This window comes from Leisingera methylohalidivorans DSM 14336, from assembly GCF_000511355.1.
Lineage (GTDB): Bacteria > Pseudomonadota > Alphaproteobacteria > Rhodobacterales > Rhodobacteraceae > Leisingera > Leisingera methylohalidivorans.
This window is the reverse complement of the sequence record NC_023135.1, coordinates 989797-1005642: the sequence shown is the minus strand read 5'-3', so window position 1 is coordinate 1005642 and position 15846 is coordinate 989797. Positions and strand designations below refer to the sequence as shown.

The following is a 15846-nucleotide window of genomic DNA, read 5'->3' as shown; positions in this document are numbered from 1 at the left end:
GCTTGGGGGGATTTACCGCAGCCGGCACCGCTGGTGCAGGCCAGGATATGAGCCGGGCCCGGGAACGGTCCGGGCAACCGTTTTCCGGCGATTGGATGTATGCCGTGAATTGGCCGAGGCAAGCCGCATGGCATCCGTCGGCGACCGTCAGGCGGCAGGCATCGAGGTCCGCGCTGCCGTCCCTGGCACAGAGCCCATAGGGTAAAAGCGTCTGGAGAGAAGGAAACCCCGGGTTTTGCCCCTATTGCACAGCAAAGCCGCCGTGATGGAGCCGCCTAGCTATGGATGCAGCTCCAGATCAGCTGCGGCCATACATCTTGTGTTCTTGCGAATTACGTTCCTGCGAAGCCTGTTCAGCGCAGCGCGCCCCACAGGTCATACTCCCCGGCCTCATCCACTTCAACCGTCACCAGATCCCCCGCCTGCAACCCTTCGGTTCCCTCATCAATGAACAGGTTGCCGTCGATCTCCGGCGCGTCGGCCTTGGTGCGGCAGGTGGCGATGCCGTCTTCGTCGATCTCGTCAACGATGACCTGCATGGTCTGGCCGACCTTGGCTGCCAGCTTGGCCTCGGAGACCGCCTGGGCCTTCTCCATAAACCGCTCCCAGCGCTCCTGCTTCACCTCTTCCGGCACATGGTCCGGCAGGTCGTTCGACCGCGCACCATCGACGTTTTCGTATTTGAAGCAACCGACGCGGTCCAGCAGCGCCTCGTCCATCCAGTCCAGCAAATGCTGGAACTCACCCTCGGTCTCGCCGGGGAAACCGACGATGAAGGTGGACCGCAGGGTGATATCCGGACAGGTCGCGCGCCAGGCTCGGATTTCGTCCAGCGTCTTGGCCGCCGCCGCAGGCCGCGCCATGCGGCGCAGCACATCCGGGTGGGCGTGCTGGAACGGAATGTCCAGATAGGGCAGCAGCGCGTTGTCCGGGTCCGCCATCAGCGGGATCAGGTCGCGCACATAGGGGTATGGGTAGACATAGTGCAGCCGCACCCACAGCTCGTCGGCCGGGGCCAGCTTGCCCAGCTCGCGCGACAGGTCGAGGATATGGCTGCGCACGTCCTCGCCCTTCCAGGGGTGGGTCGAATACTTGCGGTCCAGCCCGTAAGCCGAGGTGTCCTGGCTGATCACCAGCAGCTCGCGCACCCCGGCCTCAACCAGCTTTTCCGCCTCGCGCAGCACCGCGTGGACCGGGCGCGAGGCCAGCTTGCCGCGCATGTCGGGGATGATGCAGAACTTGCACTTGTGGTTGCAGCCCTCGGAGATCTTCAGATAGCTGAAATGCCGCGGGGTCAGTTTCACACCCGCCGCGGGCAGCAGGTCCACGTAAGGGTTCGGAGAAGGCGGCACCGCCGAATGCACCGCGTCCAGCACCTGTTCATACTGATGCGGGCCGGTGACCGCATGGATGCGCGGGTGGTGTTCGCGGATGTAATCCGGCTCGGCGCCCAGGCAGCCGGTCACGATCACCTTGCCGTTTTCCTTCAGCGCCTCGCCGATCGCTTCCAGGCTTTCCGCCTTGGCGCTGTCGAGGAAGCCGCAGGTGTTGACGATCACCGCATCGGCGCCCGCGTAGTCGGGCGAAATGCCATAGCCCTCGGCGCGCAGCCGGGTCAGGATGCGTTCGCTGTCCACCAGCGCCTTGGGGCAGCCGAGCGAAACCATGCCAAGGGTCGGCTGGTCGTTGCGCGGCGCATCACCGAACTGCGGGCGGGGGGCGAGGTCGGGGCGGAGGTCTGGCGGATTGCTGGTCATTCGCGCGCGTATATCAGGAATGCGGCAGGAGGCAAGGAAAACGGAGGGGGCCCTGCCTGCGCGCCGGGCACCGGCCGTTCCCCGCGGGAAGGCGTTTCACGCCCGGCCGGAGCTAGGCGCTGCCCGCGCCTTCCCGCGGGGTTGTGACCATCTGCCCCTCCCCTCGCGCCAATTCCCTGCTACGCTCTGGCCAGACCGCCACCAGCCAAGGAGCCCCCCCAGCCATGCCAAGCGACAGTACTCCAGCACCGGAAATCGCCCAGAAAGCCCCCTTCCCGGTCGAGGTGAGTGAAGGAAAGACCTATTTCTGGTGCGCCTGCGGCAAGTCCAGCAAGCAGCCGTTCTGCGATGGATCGCATAAGGGGACGGCCTTTGCGCCGGTCAAATACACCGCGGAGAAGGACGGCAAGCTGTTCTTTTGCGGCTGCAAGCATTCAGGCAACAAGCCCTTGTGCGACGGCAGCCACGCCAAGCTGTAGCAGACCACCCCGCCCGCCAAGCCTGCCAAGCCCGCCAAGCCTGCCACGCGCGCCGGGGGGGCCGGGCGGGCCGCGCTGCGGCCTAAGGCATCAGCCGATTGAATACAGCTGCAGCCAGGCAGAAATCCGGAACGGCGGGAGGAGTGTCATCGCGGCGGGCGGAACTCCACAGCACGCAGCAGCCACAGGTGGCGGAAGACACTGCCGAGGCTCCGGGCCTCGACAGCCATGTCTTTCATGCACTTCGGTCCTTCAGCTGCAACAGCGCATCCGCATTGCGGCAGCCCGGCACCGGTGCCTCGGCGCGGTCATTTGCGGACAGGAAAGCCTCGCATAGATCCGGCGCGCCGCAGCCGCGGCAGCGGGTGATCATCGCGGCCCAATCCGCGTGGCTGATCTCCCCCGCGGCAAAGGCAGATGTCAGGTCTGCCCCCACAGCCTTGCCCATCCGGGCCATCAGCCGGAAATGATACAGAGGGTCACCCAATGACTGCATGCTCGCGCTCCCTGCAGAGGCCGGGATAAGATCCCGGCCCATCAGGCCTGCTGCTCGTTCAAATAGGCCAGCAGATCGCGGTTGCGGCAGAAATCGGGGGCCTCAGCACCGGGGCGCAGGCCTTCGGACAGCCACTGGCGGCAGGCGCCAACGCCGCCGCAGCGGCCGCAGCGCAGCACCGCCTCGGCGATCTCGTCAAAGCGCAGGGTGCCGGCAACCGCCTCTTCCTCCAGATCCAGCCCGACGGCGCCGGCCATCCGGTCAAACAGTTCGGCGTGTTTTTTCAGATCGGCATGGGCGGTCATCGCGCGGCTCCCCGGATTTATTCATTTCCGGTACAGCTTAGCGGCAGCGCGCAGGCGCCGATTTGATGCAGGTCAAACCGGACCGGGTTCAGCCGGTGTTTCCGCTTAGATGGCCGAGATAGGCCCGCACCGCATCCTGCACCCGGCGGAACCGGTCGCCGCCCAGTTTCTTGCCGCCATACCAGCGGGTGACGATGATCACATGGTCTTTCAGGCCCTCGCGCTCCATCATCCGCAGGATCACCATGCCCGCGCCGCTTTCGCCGTCATCGGCCTTGAGCCCGCCCGCGGGCAGCATTGCGGCCCAGGTGTTATGGGTGGCCTTGGCATAGGCCCGGTCGGTCTTCAGCTCAGCCAGCACCGCGTCGACCTCGGCGCGCGACGCGACCCGCGCGCCGGTCACCGCATAGCGCGAGCCGCGGTCGGTCAGCACCACGCCCAGCCTGTCCAGCGCGGGCACAGCCTGGTCCTTGGCGGCCACGCTCAGTTCAGCCCGTGGCGGTCAATGGTGGATTGCACCACCCGGACCCGGTCGGGATTGGCGGGATGGGTGCCCAGGAAACGGTCGCCCGGATCCGGCAGCCGGTTGAAAAAGCGCACGCCGATGCTGGGCCGGTAGCCGGATTGGTGGGTGATGATGGTGCCCAGTTCATCCGCCTCCAGTTCAAAATCCTTGGAATAGGTGCGCGCGCCGACATAGCCGCCCACATCCTGCGCGGTCGAGACGGTGGCCGCGCTGCCGCCGACAAGGGCTGTGATCAGCCCGGCGCCGGCGCTGACCAGCGCCGAGTTCTGCGCCTGCCGTGCCAGATGGCCGCGGATATGATGCGCCGCCTCATGCGACATCACAAAGGCCAGCTCATCCTGATTGGCGATCTGCCCCAGCATCCGCTGCGTGAAGGTGATCACGGGCCGCCCCGAGCGGTCAAGGCTTTGGTAGGCATTGGGCGCTGCATTGGGGTTCGGGTCGATGCGGATCAGAAAATCGCAGTTCAGCCCCTGGGTCCGGCTGCGGCACGCCCGTTCAGCCACCGGCTCCACCCGCCGGCTCACGGAGGCAAAGGCGGTGCGCGCCTCCCCCGGTGCCATCCCCTGCACCCGCGGCGTCTGGGCAACCGGCGCAGAGTGCGGTGCAGGTTCAACCGCCACATCACAGGCGCTGACGGCAAGGGCAAGCAGACACAGAAAACGGCGCATGGCGGATCCTTTTGCGGTTCGCCTGCACTTTATCGCGCAAGGCCGGCGGAAGGCAATCGCCCGGCAGCGGAACCTTGCCGCCGGAACCCAGTGATAGTCCGTGATTGCAAGGCCTTGCCAGCGGCCCGGCAGCAGTGCAGGCTGGCCTTATGTTTACCATCGAACACGAATTCGACTCGACGGTCATTACCCTAGTGGATGAGGACGGCCCGCCGCTCATCGAGGATGTGACAATCAATTCCTTTGCCGAATGCGTCACCGTCGAGCAATACGACGCGCGCACCGACAGCGTGCAGAAAATCACCCTCTCGCACCTGCAGGTGCGGGATCTGGCCGCCGCGCTTGACCTGCCCGAGGGCGTCTACCGGCTGGTCGGCGAAGACTAGCCTCAGGCCGGTCCGGTATAGACAAAGACCTTGCTGCGCGAGGCCGCGCCGCGGCGCAAATTCAGATTGGAAGCCGCGGTGCCCATTGCCGCGGCAAGCAGGCTGCGGACGGCCTCCGTCGCCTTGCCGTTTTCCGGCGCCGCGGTGACCGAAACCTTCAGAACCCCCTCTGCCGGCACAATCGCATTGCGCGCCGCCTTGGGCGTGGCCCGCACCGCGATCTCCAACCCCGGAACACATAAATGGCCCAGGTCGGGCAGGTTTTTCTTCTTTGGCTTTCCCATGGCACCAGACATGCCCTGTGCAGGTTGCAAAGACCATAGGCCTTGCCGCTGCCCGGCAGCTCTGCCTCCGGCAACGGACCCCGGCCCCGCCGCCTGCTGCCTTTGCAGCACAAGTGCGGCACGCAAGGCCCGCCGGCCCTTGAAAATTCCCGCCAGCTTGCCGAAATTGGCAGCAAAAGATGTAAAAAGGTTTCACATATGCCCGCACGACCCGCACGCAATGACGCCGCCCTCGACTTCCTGCTGTCGCGCCGCTCGCGCCCGGCCAAGACGCTGGTGGCCCCTGCGCCCTCGCGCGAGGAGCTGCTGCCGATCCTGACCGCCGCGGCCCGCACGCCGGATCATGGCAAACTGGAGCCCTGGCGCTTCATCGTGGTGGAGAAACCCGCCATGGCCCGCTTGGCCGCCCTGACCCAGGCGGCCGGCGCGCGCCTCGGCAAAAGCCCCGAAGACATTGCCAAGGGCCGCAGCCAGTTCGACCTGGGCCAGCTTGCGGTGGTGGTGGTCGAGGTGCAGAAGGACAGCCCCAAGATCCCGGCCCTGGAACAGACATATTCCGCGGGCGCCGTGTGCCTCGGCCTGCTGAACGCCGCCCTGGCCTCGGGCTGGGGCGCCAACTGGCTCACCGGCTGGGCAAGCCATGACCGCGGCTTCTGCCAGGCGGCCTTTGATCTGGCGGAAAACGAGCGCATCGCCGGCATTGTCCACATCGCCACCGAAAGCACCGCCCCGCCCGAGCGCCCGCGCCCGGACCTGGAGGCCATCACAACCTGGGTGAACGCATGATCTTCACCGCCTTTTTCAAGACCCTCGGCCAGACCGGCGACCCGCGCTTCCGCAAGGTGCTGTTTCTTGGCGTCGGCCTGACCATTGCCCTGCTGATCGCCGCCTATGCAGGCTTTCTGATGCTGATCCAGTGGCTGGTCGGCCCCGAAGCCACCCTGCCGCTGCTGGGCGAGGTCACCTGGCTTGATGACCTTTTGTCGATCGGCTCGCTGTTCTTCATGCTGGTGCTGTCGGTGTTCCTGATGGTGCCGGTGGCCTCAGCCATCACCTCCTTGTTTCTCGAGGAGGTCGCCCAGGCGGTGGAGGACAAGCACTACCCGGCCCTGCCCCCGGCAGCCAAAGTGCCGTTCTGGGATGCGGTCAAGGACACGGTGAACTTCCTTGGCCTGCTGATTGCTGCCAACATCCTGGCGCTGTTCCTCTATGTGCTGTTCCCGCCTGCGGCGCTGTTCATTTTCTGGGGCCTCAACGGGTTTCTCTTGGGCCGGGAATATTTCACCCTCGCCGCCGCCCGCCGCATCGGCACGGCAGAGGCCAAGAAACTGCGGCGCAAACATGCCACCACCATCTGGGCCGCCGGCACGCTGATGGCGATGCCGCTGTCGGTGCCGCTGGTGAACCTGGTGATCCCGATCCTGGGCGCCGCCACTTTCACCCACATCTACCACGCGCTGTCCCGCAGATAAGGCACCCCGTCCCCGCCGCAGCCTTGACGCGGCTGCGGCGGATTGAAAAAAATGGCAGTGGCGTCTTGCGGGGCTGCCCTGCCTCTCAAGCGCTTCTCAGAAAAAACACTTCCTACTGCCTCTGTTTATTTTCACTTGGCGATACAGCCAGCTCCAGCCGGGCTGGCCGCCGCCGCGCCGCGCGCCCGCGCGGCGCCTTGCCCAACGGGCCCGGATGCAGGCCCTGCATCCAAGCCGGGCGGGAGCCGTTTTTGCAGATAATCAAAAATGCCCGCGGCTCACTCCTGCGCAGGCAGCATCCCCATCCAGTCGAAATCACGCACGCTGATCAATTCGGACAGGATGATTCCGGCAACAAGTGCCCAGATCACCGCAGCCGCACCGGTGGTGATCCAGGCCTTCTGCTTCAGAAAATGCTTCTCCGGCGCCCCCGCATGGGTGCCCGGCACCACATCGCCCCGGTCGCCCTGGGTCTCCAGACGGATCGGGATGATCACCAGAAAGGTCAAGAACCAGATCACCGCATAAAGCACGATCGCTGATGTAACACCCATGGCTCCGCCTTCCCGAAATTGCCCTGCCCCGCAGCCGGGACAGGGTGCTCATACCGTCAAACTTCTTCGAGTTCCACCAGGCAGCCGTTGAAATCCTTGGGATGCAGGAACAGCACCGGCTTGCCATGGGCGCCGGTCTTCGGCTCGCCCGTGCCCAGCACCCGCGCGCCCTCGGCCTGCAGGTGATCGCGCGCCGCCAGGATGTCTTCCACCTCATAGCAGACATGATGGATGCCGCCCGCCGGGTTCTTCTCGAGGAAGCCGTTGATCGGCGAGTTTTCCCCCAAGGGATACAGCAGCTCAATCTTGGTATTGGGCAACTCGATGAACACCACAGTGACGCCGTGATCCGGTTCATCCTGCGGTTCTCCGACCTTGGCACCCAGCGCGTTGCGGTATTGGGCGGATGCGGCCTCCAGATCGGGGACGGCAATGGCAACATGGTTCAAACGGCCAATCATCTCTGTTGTGCTCCTCTCACAAACATTTCCTCCGCTCCGGTTATGCGGCGGATGCTGCGCCGCGGCAAGTGCGCCAATCCGCACGGCGGCCCGCGCCGGCAGCAGAGCCCGCGCCGTTAACCAGTAATTAGCCTCGAATCCCTAGCGTCTGAGCCTATCCCGCAAGGAGGATACGTTATGGACGATTCGGAATTGTTTGCTGCTGCTCAGCGCCTGCCCGCCACCCGGCGCCCGCTGCTGGGGCTGACCATCCTGGTGGTGGAGGACAGCCGCTTTGCCTGCGAGGCGCTGCGCCTTCTGTGCCTGCGCAGCGGTGCCCGCATCCGCCGCGCCGACTGTTTGAAATCCGCCCGGCGGCATTTGCAGGTCTACCGTCCCTCGGTGCTGATTGCCGATGTCGGCCTGCCGGATGGCTCCGGCCTCGATCTGATCCGCGAACTGGCAGAAGCCAGCCCGCGCCCCAGCGTGATTCTGGCCACCTCGGGCGATTCAACGCTTGAGCAGGCCGCGCTCGACGCAGGGGCCGGCGGCTTCCTGGAAAAACCGATCACCTCGCTTGCGGCTTTCCAGGAAAGAATTCTGTCAAACCTGCCGCCCGACCGCCAGCTGCCCGGCCCGCGCGCCTTGTATGACGAAACGGTGGAACCCGATTTCCTGGCCTACCGCGATGACATGGCCCATGCCGCCGATGTGCTGAACATAAACCCGGAAGATAAAACCCTGGCTTATCTGGCGCAGTTTCTCGGCGGCGTTGCCCGCAGCGCCGGCGACGGCCCGCTGGCCGAGGCCGCCGACCGTCTGGCCCGCGCCCGGCGCAAGGGCAAACCGCTGACCCAGGATACCGCAACCCTGGCCGGCCTGGTGCAGGAGCGGCTGGAACGCCGCGTGGCAATCTGAGATGATCGAAGCATGCCTCATTGCCCTCGCCACGCTCGTCATCGTGCTGTACGGCCAAACCCGGCTGGAGGCCCGCGCCATCCGCCGCAACCGCAGCCGCCAGGACGGCCGCGCGTTAATCCTCTCCTCACGCAATCCATAGCTCCTGCGGCCGCCCCCGCGATGGTGGTCTGCCGGTTCTGGCCGCAGGCGCCGCGACCCCGCAAAGACGCGATGGCCAGCAGCTGCAGGCCTGACTGCCGGCTCCCCTCCTGTGGCCAGCCGCCGATGATCTGCCTGCGCGGCTGATCCCGGCCGGAACCTGCGCCCCTCCGCCAACGGACAGGCAAGAGCGCCCTATATCCCGCTGGCAATCCAACGGCCCGCTCGCGCCTCTGTGCCTCTGTGCCACTGCGGAGCGGCCTGGCAGCAATTGGCGCCGTTTCCGCCCCCCATTAAGCCTTTCCGGCCGCGCTTTCCAAGGCCGCACGTTGCCAGGACGCACCTTCCCAGGGCGCACTCCCGCGCCCGCCGCTCAGCGGCTTGCGCCGCACCGCTTGGCGGCCTTGGGCCCGGCACCGCCTTTCAGGCGGTGCCGGGCCCAACGGCTCTGACCGTTCCCTGAACGGGTTGAGCGGGCAGGAGATCCGCCGCTCTTACAAAAGCAAACCGGGGTCCTCTGCCATCGCCAGCCCCGGAAACACCGTTGTTTCCAGATCGGTTTTCCGGGCCCCCGCCAATCCATGCATCAGCCAGGCAAGATGCTGCCGCACATCCGCGGTCGGCATCAGATCCCGGCGCTCGTAAAGATCAGCCTCCGCCAGCCCCGGCCAGCGCCCCAGCACCCTGCCGCCGCGGATCGCCCCGCCTGCCAGCAGCATCGCACCGCCGGTGCCATGATCGGTGCCGCCAGTGCCGTTTTCGCGCACCGTGCGCCCGAATTCGGTCACAGCCGCCACCGCCGTCTTGCCCCAGATCCCGTCCCCCAGGCCGCTGCGCAGCTTCAGGACCGTCTCCGACAGCCGCCCCAGCGCGGATTTCAGGCCGTTTGCCTGGCGGTAATGCGTATCCCAGCCATTGATCGAAAACGCCGCAATCCTGGTATCGCCGCGCAGCTGCTCTGCGGCATAAGCGGCAATCTCGGTATGCGCTCTCGCCCTCGGCGCTGCCTGCATCATGCCGCTGTCCCCGCCGCCATCCTCTTCGGACCCCAAGGTCAGATCCTGCCGGGTCAGCTCCAGCGCCTCGTTCAGGGCGTTGTGGAACAGCGGATCCTCTTCCATCAGCAGGCCCGCCAGCCGCTCGGCCTGCGGGCTCATGGCCAGCCCCGCCCCGGGGGCCCAATGGGAGACCGGCGCCGCCCCGTCCAGCAGCAGCATCCGCTCCTGACCGATGGCAAAGGCGGTGCGCGCCTCCACACCGGGCATCTGCTGCAGCAATCGGTTCAGCCAGCCGTCTCTGGCGCCCCCCAATGCCGCGGTGCCCGCTTCCAGAATGTCCTGGCCGTCAAAATGACTGCGCCGGTCGCGGTAGGGGGTGGACACCGCCTGCACAAACCCCAATTCGCCTGCGCGCCACAACGGCAGCAACGGCGCCAGGCCCGGATGCAGGGCATAGAACCCGTCAAGATCGGCCGCCCCGGCCTGCGGCCCGCCCGACAGGGTCTGCCGCAATCCGGCCAATGAGGGGTCGCCGTAAGGCTGCACCGCATCCAGCGCATCCATGCCGCCGCGCAGGATGATCACCACCAGCCGCGTGTCCCAGGGGGCCGCGGCAAAGCTGACCGGCGTGACCAGCGGGCTGGCCGCCAGCGAACAGCCCAGCAGGGCGGAACGGGTCAGCAAGGATCGGCGTGTCAGGTGCATAATGCAGGCCTCCTGTTAGCGGCGCTGAAAGGCAGGAGAGGTCAGGATCAGCCCGACCGCCTCTGACTGGGTTTCGGCGGCGCGGGCCGCAAACCGGACCCGTTCATTGGCAAACCGGCCCAGCGCCGCAGTGGCAAAGACACGCGGATCCGGCAGCGGCTGCGCCAGCCGCCGCGGCGCGGCCAGCGCCCAGCGCAGCCGCGCGGCCAGCGCTTGCGGCGTGATCCAGGACAAATCCTCTTCCGGCCAGCCATCCGGCCCGCCGGAAAACTCCCAGCGCTGCCCCATCGGCGTCAAGGGCGCCAGCAGCAGCCGGTTCAGCTGCCCCGGCTTCAATGCGGAAAACCGCGACTCAGGCACCGCCAGCGCCCGGCAGGCAGAGGCGACATAATCAAACGGCGGTTTTACATTGCCCAGAACCGGCTGCCAGGCCGCGGAGTGTTCCAGCAGTGCGGCATAGACCTGCATCAGATCGCCGCCGCTGTCCTGATAACGCGCCGCCAGATGCGTCACCAGACCGGGGTCGGGCTGGTCAGAGGTGAAATGCACCGCCAGCTTCCAGGCGATATGCTGCGCGGTGGCGGGGTGGCGCGCCAGGTCGCGCAACGCCGCCAGCACCTGGCCCAGCTCCGGCTTGCCGCCGCCATAGGTCTGCCCCAGCACGGTTTCGGCTCCCGGCTCAGCCATTCCGGGGCGGAACACAAACCCCTTGTCCTGCGAGGCGCTCAGGCCGGTGAACAGCTCGGCCAATTGCCGCACATCCGCCTGGCCATACGGCCCGTCGACACCCAGCGTGTGCAATTCCAGCACTTCGCGGGCCAGGTTTTCGTTCAGCCCGCTCAGGCGCTTGCGCCGCTTCGCCGCCCGGCTGCCCGGCCCGGCCGAGCGGTTCTGGTCCAGGTAATGCAGCATCAGGGGGCTGGTGGCAGCGGCAATCAGCATATCCTCGAAACGCCCCCCCACATGCGGCCGGATCACCGTTTCGGCATAGGGTGCTGCCAGAATGCGCAAGGCACCGTTTTTCCCTTGCGCGGTAAAGTGATCGGCCCAGAACAGCACCAGCCGTTCACGGAAGGCATCGCGGGTAAAGACGTGGCGCAGCAGCCTTTGGCCATGCCACTTGAAGCGCGCCGCATTATGCGTGCGGCGGTACGCCTTAAAGGCTTTGTCCGCGGCCTCGTACCCGTGCTGGCCTTCCTGCCGCTTGCGGTTCCGTCTCAGCCGCTGGAACTCCTTGGCGCGCGCAAAGGCTTCGTCAAAACCGCTGACCGGAAATCTGCGCGCCATTTCATCGGCGCCCTGCAGACGGCCGAGCATGGCCTCAGCCGAAACCGGAGGCCGCACCAGCGGCGACAGCCCTGCGCCAAAGCGGATCTCCGCCAAATCTCCGTCAAACTGCATCGTCCTGTTCTCCCTGGACGGACTGGCTTCGCCGCAGGTTAGAGCATCAACGCCCGGGTCCACAGCTGATTTTCAAGTGATACGCAGATCTCCGCGCGTTCCGTCGCCAGTTCTGCAGATTTCCGGACCACCGTTGCCCAGCAATAAATGCGGCTCCGTCCCACGAAAAAGGCCCGGACAGTCGCCCGGGCCTTGTTTCAGCATTAAAATGCGGATTACTGATCCTGCGGAATCACCCGCAGGCCCAGTTCCATCAGCTGATCGCTCATCGGCTCGGACGGGGCCGACATCATCAGGTCTTCGGCGCGCTGGTTCATCGGGAACATGATGACCTCGCGGATGTTGGCCTCATCCGCCAGCAGCATCACCATGCGGTCGATGCCGGCCGCGCAGCCGCCGTGCGGCGGGGCGCCGTACTGGAACGCATTAACCATGCCGCCGAACCGCTTTTCGACCTCATCCTTGCCATAGCCGGCGATCTCGAACGCCTTGAACATGATCTCCGGCTTGTGGTTCCGGATCGCGCCCGAGACCAGCTCATAGCCGTTGCAGGCCAGGTCGTACTGGTAGCCCTTCACCGACAGCGGATCGCTCAGCAGCGCGTCCATGCCGCCCTGCGGCATCGAGAACGGGTTGTGCTCGAAATCAATGCGGCCGGTTTCCTCGTCTTTCTCGTAGATCGGGAAGTCCACGATCCAGGCAAAGGCGAAGCGGTCCTTGTCGGTGAGGCCCAGCTCTTCGCCGATCACGGTGCGGGCGCGGCCTGCAACGCTTTCGAACGCTTTCGGCTTGCCGCCCAGGAAGAAGGCCGCGTCGCCGACACCCAGACCCAGCTGCTGGCGGATCGCCTCGGTGCGCTCGGGGCCGATGTTCTTGGCCAGCGGGCCTGCGGCTTCCATGCCCTGGCCCTGGTCGCGCCAGAAGATATAGCCCATGCCCGGCAGGCCCTCTCCTTGCGCGAATTTATTCATCCGGTCGCAGAACTTGCGGCTGCCGCCGGTGGGGGCGGGAATGGCGCGGATTTCGGTGCCGTCCTGCTCCAGGATCTTCGCAAAGATGGCAAAGCCGGAGCCGCGGAAATGCTCGGAACAATCCTGCATCTTGATCGGGTTGCGCAGGTCCGGCTTGTCGGTGCCATACCATTTGGCGGCATCTTTATAGGAGATCTGCGGCCATTCGCTGTCGACCTTGCGGCCGCCGCCGAATTCCTCGAACACCCCCTGCATCACCGGCTGGATGGTGTCGAACACATCCTGCTGGGTGACAAAGGACATCTCCAGGTCGAGCTGGTAGAAATCGGTGGGCGAGCGGTCGGCGCGCGGGTCCTCATCGCGGAAGCAGGGCGCGATCTGGAAATACTTGTCAAAGCCGGAGACCATCATCAGCTGCTTGAACTGCTGCGGCGCCTGCGGCAGCGCGTAGAACTTGCCCGGGTGCAGACGCGAGGGCACCAGGAAGTCGCGCGCGCCCTCGGGGCTGGACGCGGTGATGATCGGGGTCTGGTATTCGTTGAAGCCCTTGTCCCACATGCGCTTGCGGATCGACTGGATCATGTTGGAGCGCAGCAGCATATTCTTCTGCATCTTCTCGCGGCGCAGGTCCAGATAGCGGTAGCGCAGGCGGGTTTCTTCCGGGTATTCCTGCTCGCCGAACACCATCAGCGGCAGTTCCTCGGATTTGCCCAGCACCTCGATGTCGCGGATGAACACCTCGATCTCGCCGGTGGGGATCTTGCTGTTGACCAGGCTCTCGTCGCGCGCCTTTACGTTGCCGTCAATGCGGATGCACCATTCGCTGCGGACCTTTTCGATCTCGGCAAAGACCGGGCTGTCCGGATCGGCCATCACCTGGGTCACGCCGTAGTGGTCGCGCAGGTCGATGAACAGCAACCCGCCGTGGTCGCGCACGCGGTGGACCCAGCCCGACAGGCGGACGGTGTCACCGACATTGGATTTGTTCAGTTCGGCGCAGGTATGGCTGCGATAGGCGTGCATGGCGGGACCTTTCGTGTCTCGGGTCGTCTGTCCGGGTGGACCGTCATTCGGGAGATGCGCCGGGGCGGCGCTTAAATTCGTCCGGGGTGGTACACAAGTTTGCAGCGTGGTTGTCAAGCAAACTGGCCAATTTCACCGCCCGCAGGCCGCCATTTGCGCAGGCTGCGCCCTGTGCGCAGAGGCTCCCGCCCCGTCCGCGTCCCGCCGCTGACGCGGCCAGGCGGCAAGCGTTGGGCCCGGCGCCGCGCCTGCAGCGCGGCGCGGGCGGCGTCCGGACGCCGCCGCAGCGCGCCAAGGGCGCGCTGCCGGGCCCAAGGGCAAGCGCCGTCTGGCGCCAGCCAGGCGTCGTTTCCGCGCGGGAGCGCCGCTTGCCGGATCTATTGTCAGATCCATTGTCAGATCCATTGCCGGACCTGCCGTCAGATCAGCCGGGCCGGGATCAGCCCGCGCAGGGAATTGCCCATGCGGATGGCCCGCGCCGCCTGCAGGTCTTGCAAGCCAAGAACCGCCTCGCGGCACTCCCCCCGCTCCAGCATCACCTGCCGAAGGATCCCCGGCAGCAGGCCGCAGGTGAGCGGCGGCGTGACCACCTGCCCATCCGCGCGGGTGACAAACAGATTGGTGATAGTGCCTTCGCAGACTTCGCCGCGCTGGTTCAGGAACAGCAGCTCATCCATACCGCCGGGCAGATTGGCCCGCGCCGCATCATACAGGATCCGGCGGGTGGTCTTGTGCTGCAGCCAGACATCCGCCGCATCCAGCCTTGTTTCAGCGATGCCCAGCCGCCATTCCGCAGGGCTGCTGCCCAGCGGCGGCGCCGTCAGCTCCAGCTGCCCGCCCGCGTCCAAAGCGAGGCGGCAGCGCCGCGGCCTGTCCCCGGCAGCCTCCGCCAGAACGTGCCGCGCCTGCGCCGGATCAAAGGGGATGCCGAACGCCGCAGCGCTGCGCGCCATCCGGGCCAGATGCTGCTCCAGATGCCGGAACCCCTCTCCCGGATGCCAGCCCAGCGTCTCGATCAGGCGGAAAGCGGGATCGTTCCGGATGGCGTCACGCGGGCGAACCGGGCTTTCCATAGCGCTTCCTCATATTCGGATCCGGCGGTGCTGTCCCAGACCACCCCGCCGCCCACATTAAGTGTCGCGCGGCCCTCTTCCAGCATCAGCGTGCGGATCGCCACGTTGAACTCCGACGCGCCGTCCGGCGCGGCCCAGCCGATGGTGCCGCAATAGACATCACGCGGCCAGGGTTCCAGATCGGCCAGGATCTCCATCGCCCGGATCTTCGGCGCACCGGTAATGGAGCCGCAAGGGAACAGCGCCGCAAAAATCTCTGCCAGCCCGGCGTCGGGCCGCAGCTTTGCCCGCACCATCGAGACCATCTGGTGCACGGTGGCGTAGCTTTCGACCGCGAACAGTTCCGGCACATGCACCGACCCGGTCTCCGCCACGCGGGAGATGTCGTTGCGCAGAAGATCCACGATCATCAGGTTTTCGGCGCGGTTCTTTTCGTCCTGGCGCAGGAAATCGCGGCGGCGCGCGTCCTCGACCGGATCATCGCTGCGCGGCTGGGTGCCCTTCATCGGTCGGGTCTCGATCACCCCCTCCGCATCGGTGCGGAAAAACAGCTCCGGCGAGCGCGACAAGAGATCCGGCAGACCGTCCTGCTCGACAAGGACGCCGTGGCCCACCGCCTGTCTGGCCTGCAGTGCGGCGTAAAGCTCCCCGGCAGTGCCAAAGGCCTCCGCATCAATCGGAAAAGTCAGGTTGGCCTGATAAATATCGCCCTTGCCGATATTGCGGTTCACCTCGGCAAAGGCTTCGGCGTAGCGTTCATAGCTCCAGCGCGGTTCCAAGTCGCCCAGCCCGCCTCCGCCCGGCTGAAAGGCCGGCACGCGCTTCGCCCCCGCCCAGGGCCGGACGCTGTTCTCAGCCTTCTGCGGCAGCGGCTCCGCGTAGACCCCGAAACAGATCAGCGGCAGCCGCCGCCCCGCTGGCATCCGCCCCGCCAGCTTCACCTCCAGCGCATAGCCCAATTCATAAGAGGCATAGCCCGCCAGCCAATGCCCCGCCGCGCGTGCGGCATCCAATGCGGCCAGCGCGGCGGGCACCTCTTCCGGCCCGTCCGCGCGGATCATGCGCAGCGGCTGGTCGAAACATGTGCCGGCCCCCTTGGGCCCCTGATCAAAGCGAATCCGCACTGGAATTGACTCCGTGAACGTCTGCCCCCACATATATCCGTTCGCTATGCGAACAAAAGGGGTGGATGCGGCATTTCCAATTCCGTTTCCGATCCCCCTTGAACCTTTCGGCGCGGTCCCTA

Annotated in this window: 19 protein-coding genes; 6 read left to right on the top strand and 13 right to left on the bottom strand. The window is 66.1% G+C overall.

Annotated elements, in window-relative coordinates; translation table 11 throughout:
- Positions 1–353: 353 nt before the first annotated feature.
- The gene (rimO, locus tag METH_RS04975) at positions 354–1757 is read right to left on the bottom strand and encodes a 30S ribosomal protein S12 methylthiotransferase RimO (protein WP_024089328.1); all 1404 of its coding nucleotides are present in this window, start codon (positions 1755–1757) and stop codon (positions 354–356) included.
- Between the two features lie 224 nt (positions 1758–1981).
- Between rimO and METH_RS04970 the strand changes: the two genes are divergently transcribed.
- Positions 1982–2236, top strand: a complete 255-nt coding sequence (locus tag METH_RS04970) for a CDGSH iron-sulfur domain-containing protein (protein ID WP_024089327.1) — start codon at positions 1982–1984, stop codon at positions 2234–2236.
- 235 nt (positions 2237–2471) lie between these two features.
- On the opposite strand, the gene METH_RS04965 is transcribed toward METH_RS04970, so the two are convergent.
- From METH_RS04965 to METH_RS04950, 4 genes are all read right to left on the bottom strand, one after another.
- A complete protein-coding gene (locus tag METH_RS04965) occupies positions 2472–2732 on the bottom strand; it encodes a DUF6455 family protein (protein WP_024089326.1) in 261 nt (86 codons plus the stop codon).
- Positions 2733–2773: 41 nt separating this feature from the next.
- A complete protein-coding gene (locus tag METH_RS04960; protein WP_024089325.1) occupies positions 2774–3037 on the bottom strand; it encodes a DUF6455 family protein in 264 nt (87 codons plus the stop codon).
- Between the two features lie 88 nt (positions 3038–3125).
- On the bottom strand, positions 3126–3518 hold the full coding sequence (locus METH_RS04955) for a YigZ family protein (protein WP_197538821.1): 393 nt from the start codon (positions 3516–3518) through the stop codon (positions 3126–3128).
- 2 nt (positions 3519–3520) lie between these two features.
- On the bottom strand, positions 3521–4234 hold the full coding sequence (locus tag METH_RS04950) for a M48 family metalloprotease (protein ID WP_024089323.1): 714 nt from the start codon (positions 4232–4234) through the stop codon (positions 3521–3523).
- A gap of 149 nt (positions 4235–4383) precedes the next feature.
- On the opposite strand from METH_RS04950, the gene METH_RS04945 reads away from it, so the two are divergent.
- On the top strand, positions 4384–4620 hold the full coding sequence (locus METH_RS04945) for a hypothetical protein (RefSeq protein ID WP_024089321.1): 237 nt from the start codon (positions 4384–4386) through the stop codon (positions 4618–4620).
- Between the two features lie 2 nt (positions 4621–4622).
- On the opposite strand, the gene METH_RS04940 is transcribed toward METH_RS04945, so the two are convergent.
- Positions 4623–4904: a DUF167 domain-containing protein gene (locus METH_RS04940; RefSeq protein ID WP_024089320.1), complete on the bottom strand. Its 282-nt coding sequence runs from the start codon at positions 4902–4904 to the stop codon at positions 4623–4625.
- Between the two features lie 198 nt (positions 4905–5102).
- Between METH_RS04940 and METH_RS04935 the strand changes: the two genes are divergently transcribed.
- Positions 5103–5690, top strand: a complete 588-nt coding sequence (locus tag METH_RS04935) for a nitroreductase family protein (protein ID WP_044008562.1) — start codon at positions 5103–5105, stop codon at positions 5688–5690.
- Complete coding sequence (locus METH_RS04930; protein WP_024089318.1) at positions 5687–6376, top strand: EI24 domain-containing protein; 690 nt, start codon at positions 5687–5689, stop codon at positions 6374–6376. The genes METH_RS04935 and METH_RS04930 overlap by 4 nt, the downstream gene beginning before the upstream one ends.
- A 278-nt stretch (positions 6377–6654) precedes the next feature.
- Here the strand turns inward: METH_RS04930 and METH_RS04925 are convergent, their stop codons facing one another.
- Positions 6655–6930, bottom strand: coding sequence for a DUF1467 family protein (locus METH_RS04925; protein WP_024089317.1), 276 nt, complete (start codon positions 6928–6930; stop codon positions 6655–6657).
- A gap of 56 nt (positions 6931–6986) precedes the next feature.
- On the bottom strand, positions 6987–7391 hold the full coding sequence (gene mce, locus METH_RS04920; protein WP_024089316.1) for a methylmalonyl-CoA epimerase: 405 nt from the start codon (positions 7389–7391) through the stop codon (positions 6987–6989).
- Positions 7392–7568: 177 nt separating this feature from the next.
- Here mce and METH_RS04915 point away from each other — a divergent pair, with 177 nt between their 5' ends.
- Positions 7569–8288: a response regulator gene (locus METH_RS04915; RefSeq protein WP_024089315.1), complete on the top strand. Its 720-nt coding sequence runs from the start codon at positions 7569–7571 to the stop codon at positions 8286–8288.
- Between the two features lies 1 nt (position 8289).
- Positions 8290–8430: a hypothetical protein gene (locus METH_RS24285; RefSeq protein WP_024089314.1), complete on the top strand. Its 141-nt coding sequence runs from the start codon at positions 8290–8292 to the stop codon at positions 8428–8430.
- A gap of 493 nt (positions 8431–8923) precedes the next feature.
- On the opposite strand, the gene METH_RS04910 is transcribed toward METH_RS24285, so the two are convergent.
- From METH_RS04910 to METH_RS04890, 5 genes are all read right to left on the bottom strand, one after another.
- Entirely contained in the window at positions 8924–10132 is a 1209-nt protein-coding gene (locus METH_RS04910) for a DUF1501 domain-containing protein (RefSeq protein WP_024089313.1), read from the bottom strand.
- A 15-nt stretch (positions 10133–10147) separates the two neighbouring features.
- The gene (locus tag METH_RS04905) at positions 10148–11533 is read right to left on the bottom strand and encodes a DUF1800 domain-containing protein (RefSeq protein ID WP_024089312.1); all 1386 of its coding nucleotides are present in this window, start codon (positions 11531–11533) and stop codon (positions 10148–10150) included.
- A gap of 215 nt (positions 11534–11748) precedes the next feature.
- Positions 11749–13527 carry an aspartate--tRNA ligase gene (gene aspS, locus METH_RS04900; protein ID WP_024089311.1) on the bottom strand — a complete coding sequence of 593 codons (1779 nt, stop codon included), beginning with the start codon at positions 13525–13527 and terminating at the stop codon, positions 11749–11751.
- 419 nt (positions 13528–13946) lie between these two features.
- Positions 13947–14600, bottom strand: coding sequence for an aminotransferase class IV family protein (locus METH_RS04895; protein WP_044008561.1), 654 nt, complete (start codon positions 14598–14600; stop codon positions 13947–13949).
- On the bottom strand, positions 14543–15724 hold the full coding sequence (locus METH_RS04890; protein ID WP_024089309.1) for an aminodeoxychorismate synthase component I: 1182 nt from the start codon (positions 15722–15724) through the stop codon (positions 14543–14545). The genes METH_RS04895 and METH_RS04890 overlap by 58 nt, the downstream gene beginning before the upstream one ends.
- Between the last annotated feature and the right edge of the window lie 122 nt (positions 15725–15846).

Excerpts from the sequence above, each read along its gene's own strand:
- rimO (WP_024089328.1), bottom strand. The coding sequence starts at position 1,757 with ATGACCAGCAATCCGCCAGACCTCCGCCCCGACCTCGCCCCCCGCCCG.
- METH_RS04970 (WP_024089327.1), top strand. The coding sequence starts at position 1,982 with ATGCCAAGCGACAGTACTCCAGCACCGGAAATCGCCCAGAAAGCCCCC.
- METH_RS04965 (WP_024089326.1), bottom strand. The coding sequence starts at position 2,732 with ATGCAGTCATTGGGTGACCCTCTGTATCATTTCCGGCTGATGGCCCGG.
- METH_RS04960 (WP_024089325.1), bottom strand. The coding sequence starts at position 3,037 with ATGACCGCCCATGCCGATCTGAAAAAACACGCCGAACTGTTTGACCGG.
- METH_RS04950 (WP_024089323.1), bottom strand. The coding sequence starts at position 4,234 with ATGCGCCGTTTTCTGTGTCTGCTTGCCCTTGCCGTCAGCGCCTGTGAT.
- METH_RS04945 (WP_024089321.1), top strand. The coding sequence starts at position 4,384 with ATGTTTACCATCGAACACGAATTCGACTCGACGGTCATTACCCTAGTG.
- METH_RS04940 (WP_024089320.1), bottom strand. The coding sequence starts at position 4,904 with ATGGGAAAGCCAAAGAAGAAAAACCTGCCCGACCTGGGCCATTTATGT.
- METH_RS04935 (WP_044008562.1), top strand. The coding sequence starts at position 5,103 with ATGCCCGCACGACCCGCACGCAATGACGCCGCCCTCGACTTCCTGCTG.
- METH_RS04930 (WP_024089318.1), top strand. The coding sequence starts at position 5,687 with ATGATCTTCACCGCCTTTTTCAAGACCCTCGGCCAGACCGGCGACCCG.
- METH_RS04925 (WP_024089317.1), bottom strand. The coding sequence starts at position 6,930 with ATGGGTGTTACATCAGCGATCGTGCTTTATGCGGTGATCTGGTTCTTG.
- mce (WP_024089316.1), bottom strand. The coding sequence starts at position 7,391 with ATGATTGGCCGTTTGAACCATGTTGCCATTGCCGTCCCCGATCTGGAG.
- METH_RS04915 (WP_024089315.1), top strand. The coding sequence starts at position 7,569 with ATGGACGATTCGGAATTGTTTGCTGCTGCTCAGCGCCTGCCCGCCACC.
- METH_RS24285 (WP_024089314.1), top strand. The coding sequence starts at position 8,290 with ATGATCGAAGCATGCCTCATTGCCCTCGCCACGCTCGTCATCGTGCTG.
- METH_RS04910 (WP_024089313.1), bottom strand. The coding sequence starts at position 10,132 with ATGCACCTGACACGCCGATCCTTGCTGACCCGTTCCGCCCTGCTGGGC.
- METH_RS04905 (WP_024089312.1), bottom strand. The coding sequence starts at position 11,533 with ATGCAGTTTGACGGAGATTTGGCGGAGATCCGCTTTGGCGCAGGGCTG.
- aspS (WP_024089311.1), bottom strand. The coding sequence starts at position 13,527 with ATGCACGCCTATCGCAGCCATACCTGCGCCGAACTGAACAAATCCAAT.
- METH_RS04895 (WP_044008561.1), bottom strand. The coding sequence starts at position 14,600 with ATGGAAAGCCCGGTTCGCCCGCGTGACGCCATCCGGAACGATCCCGCT.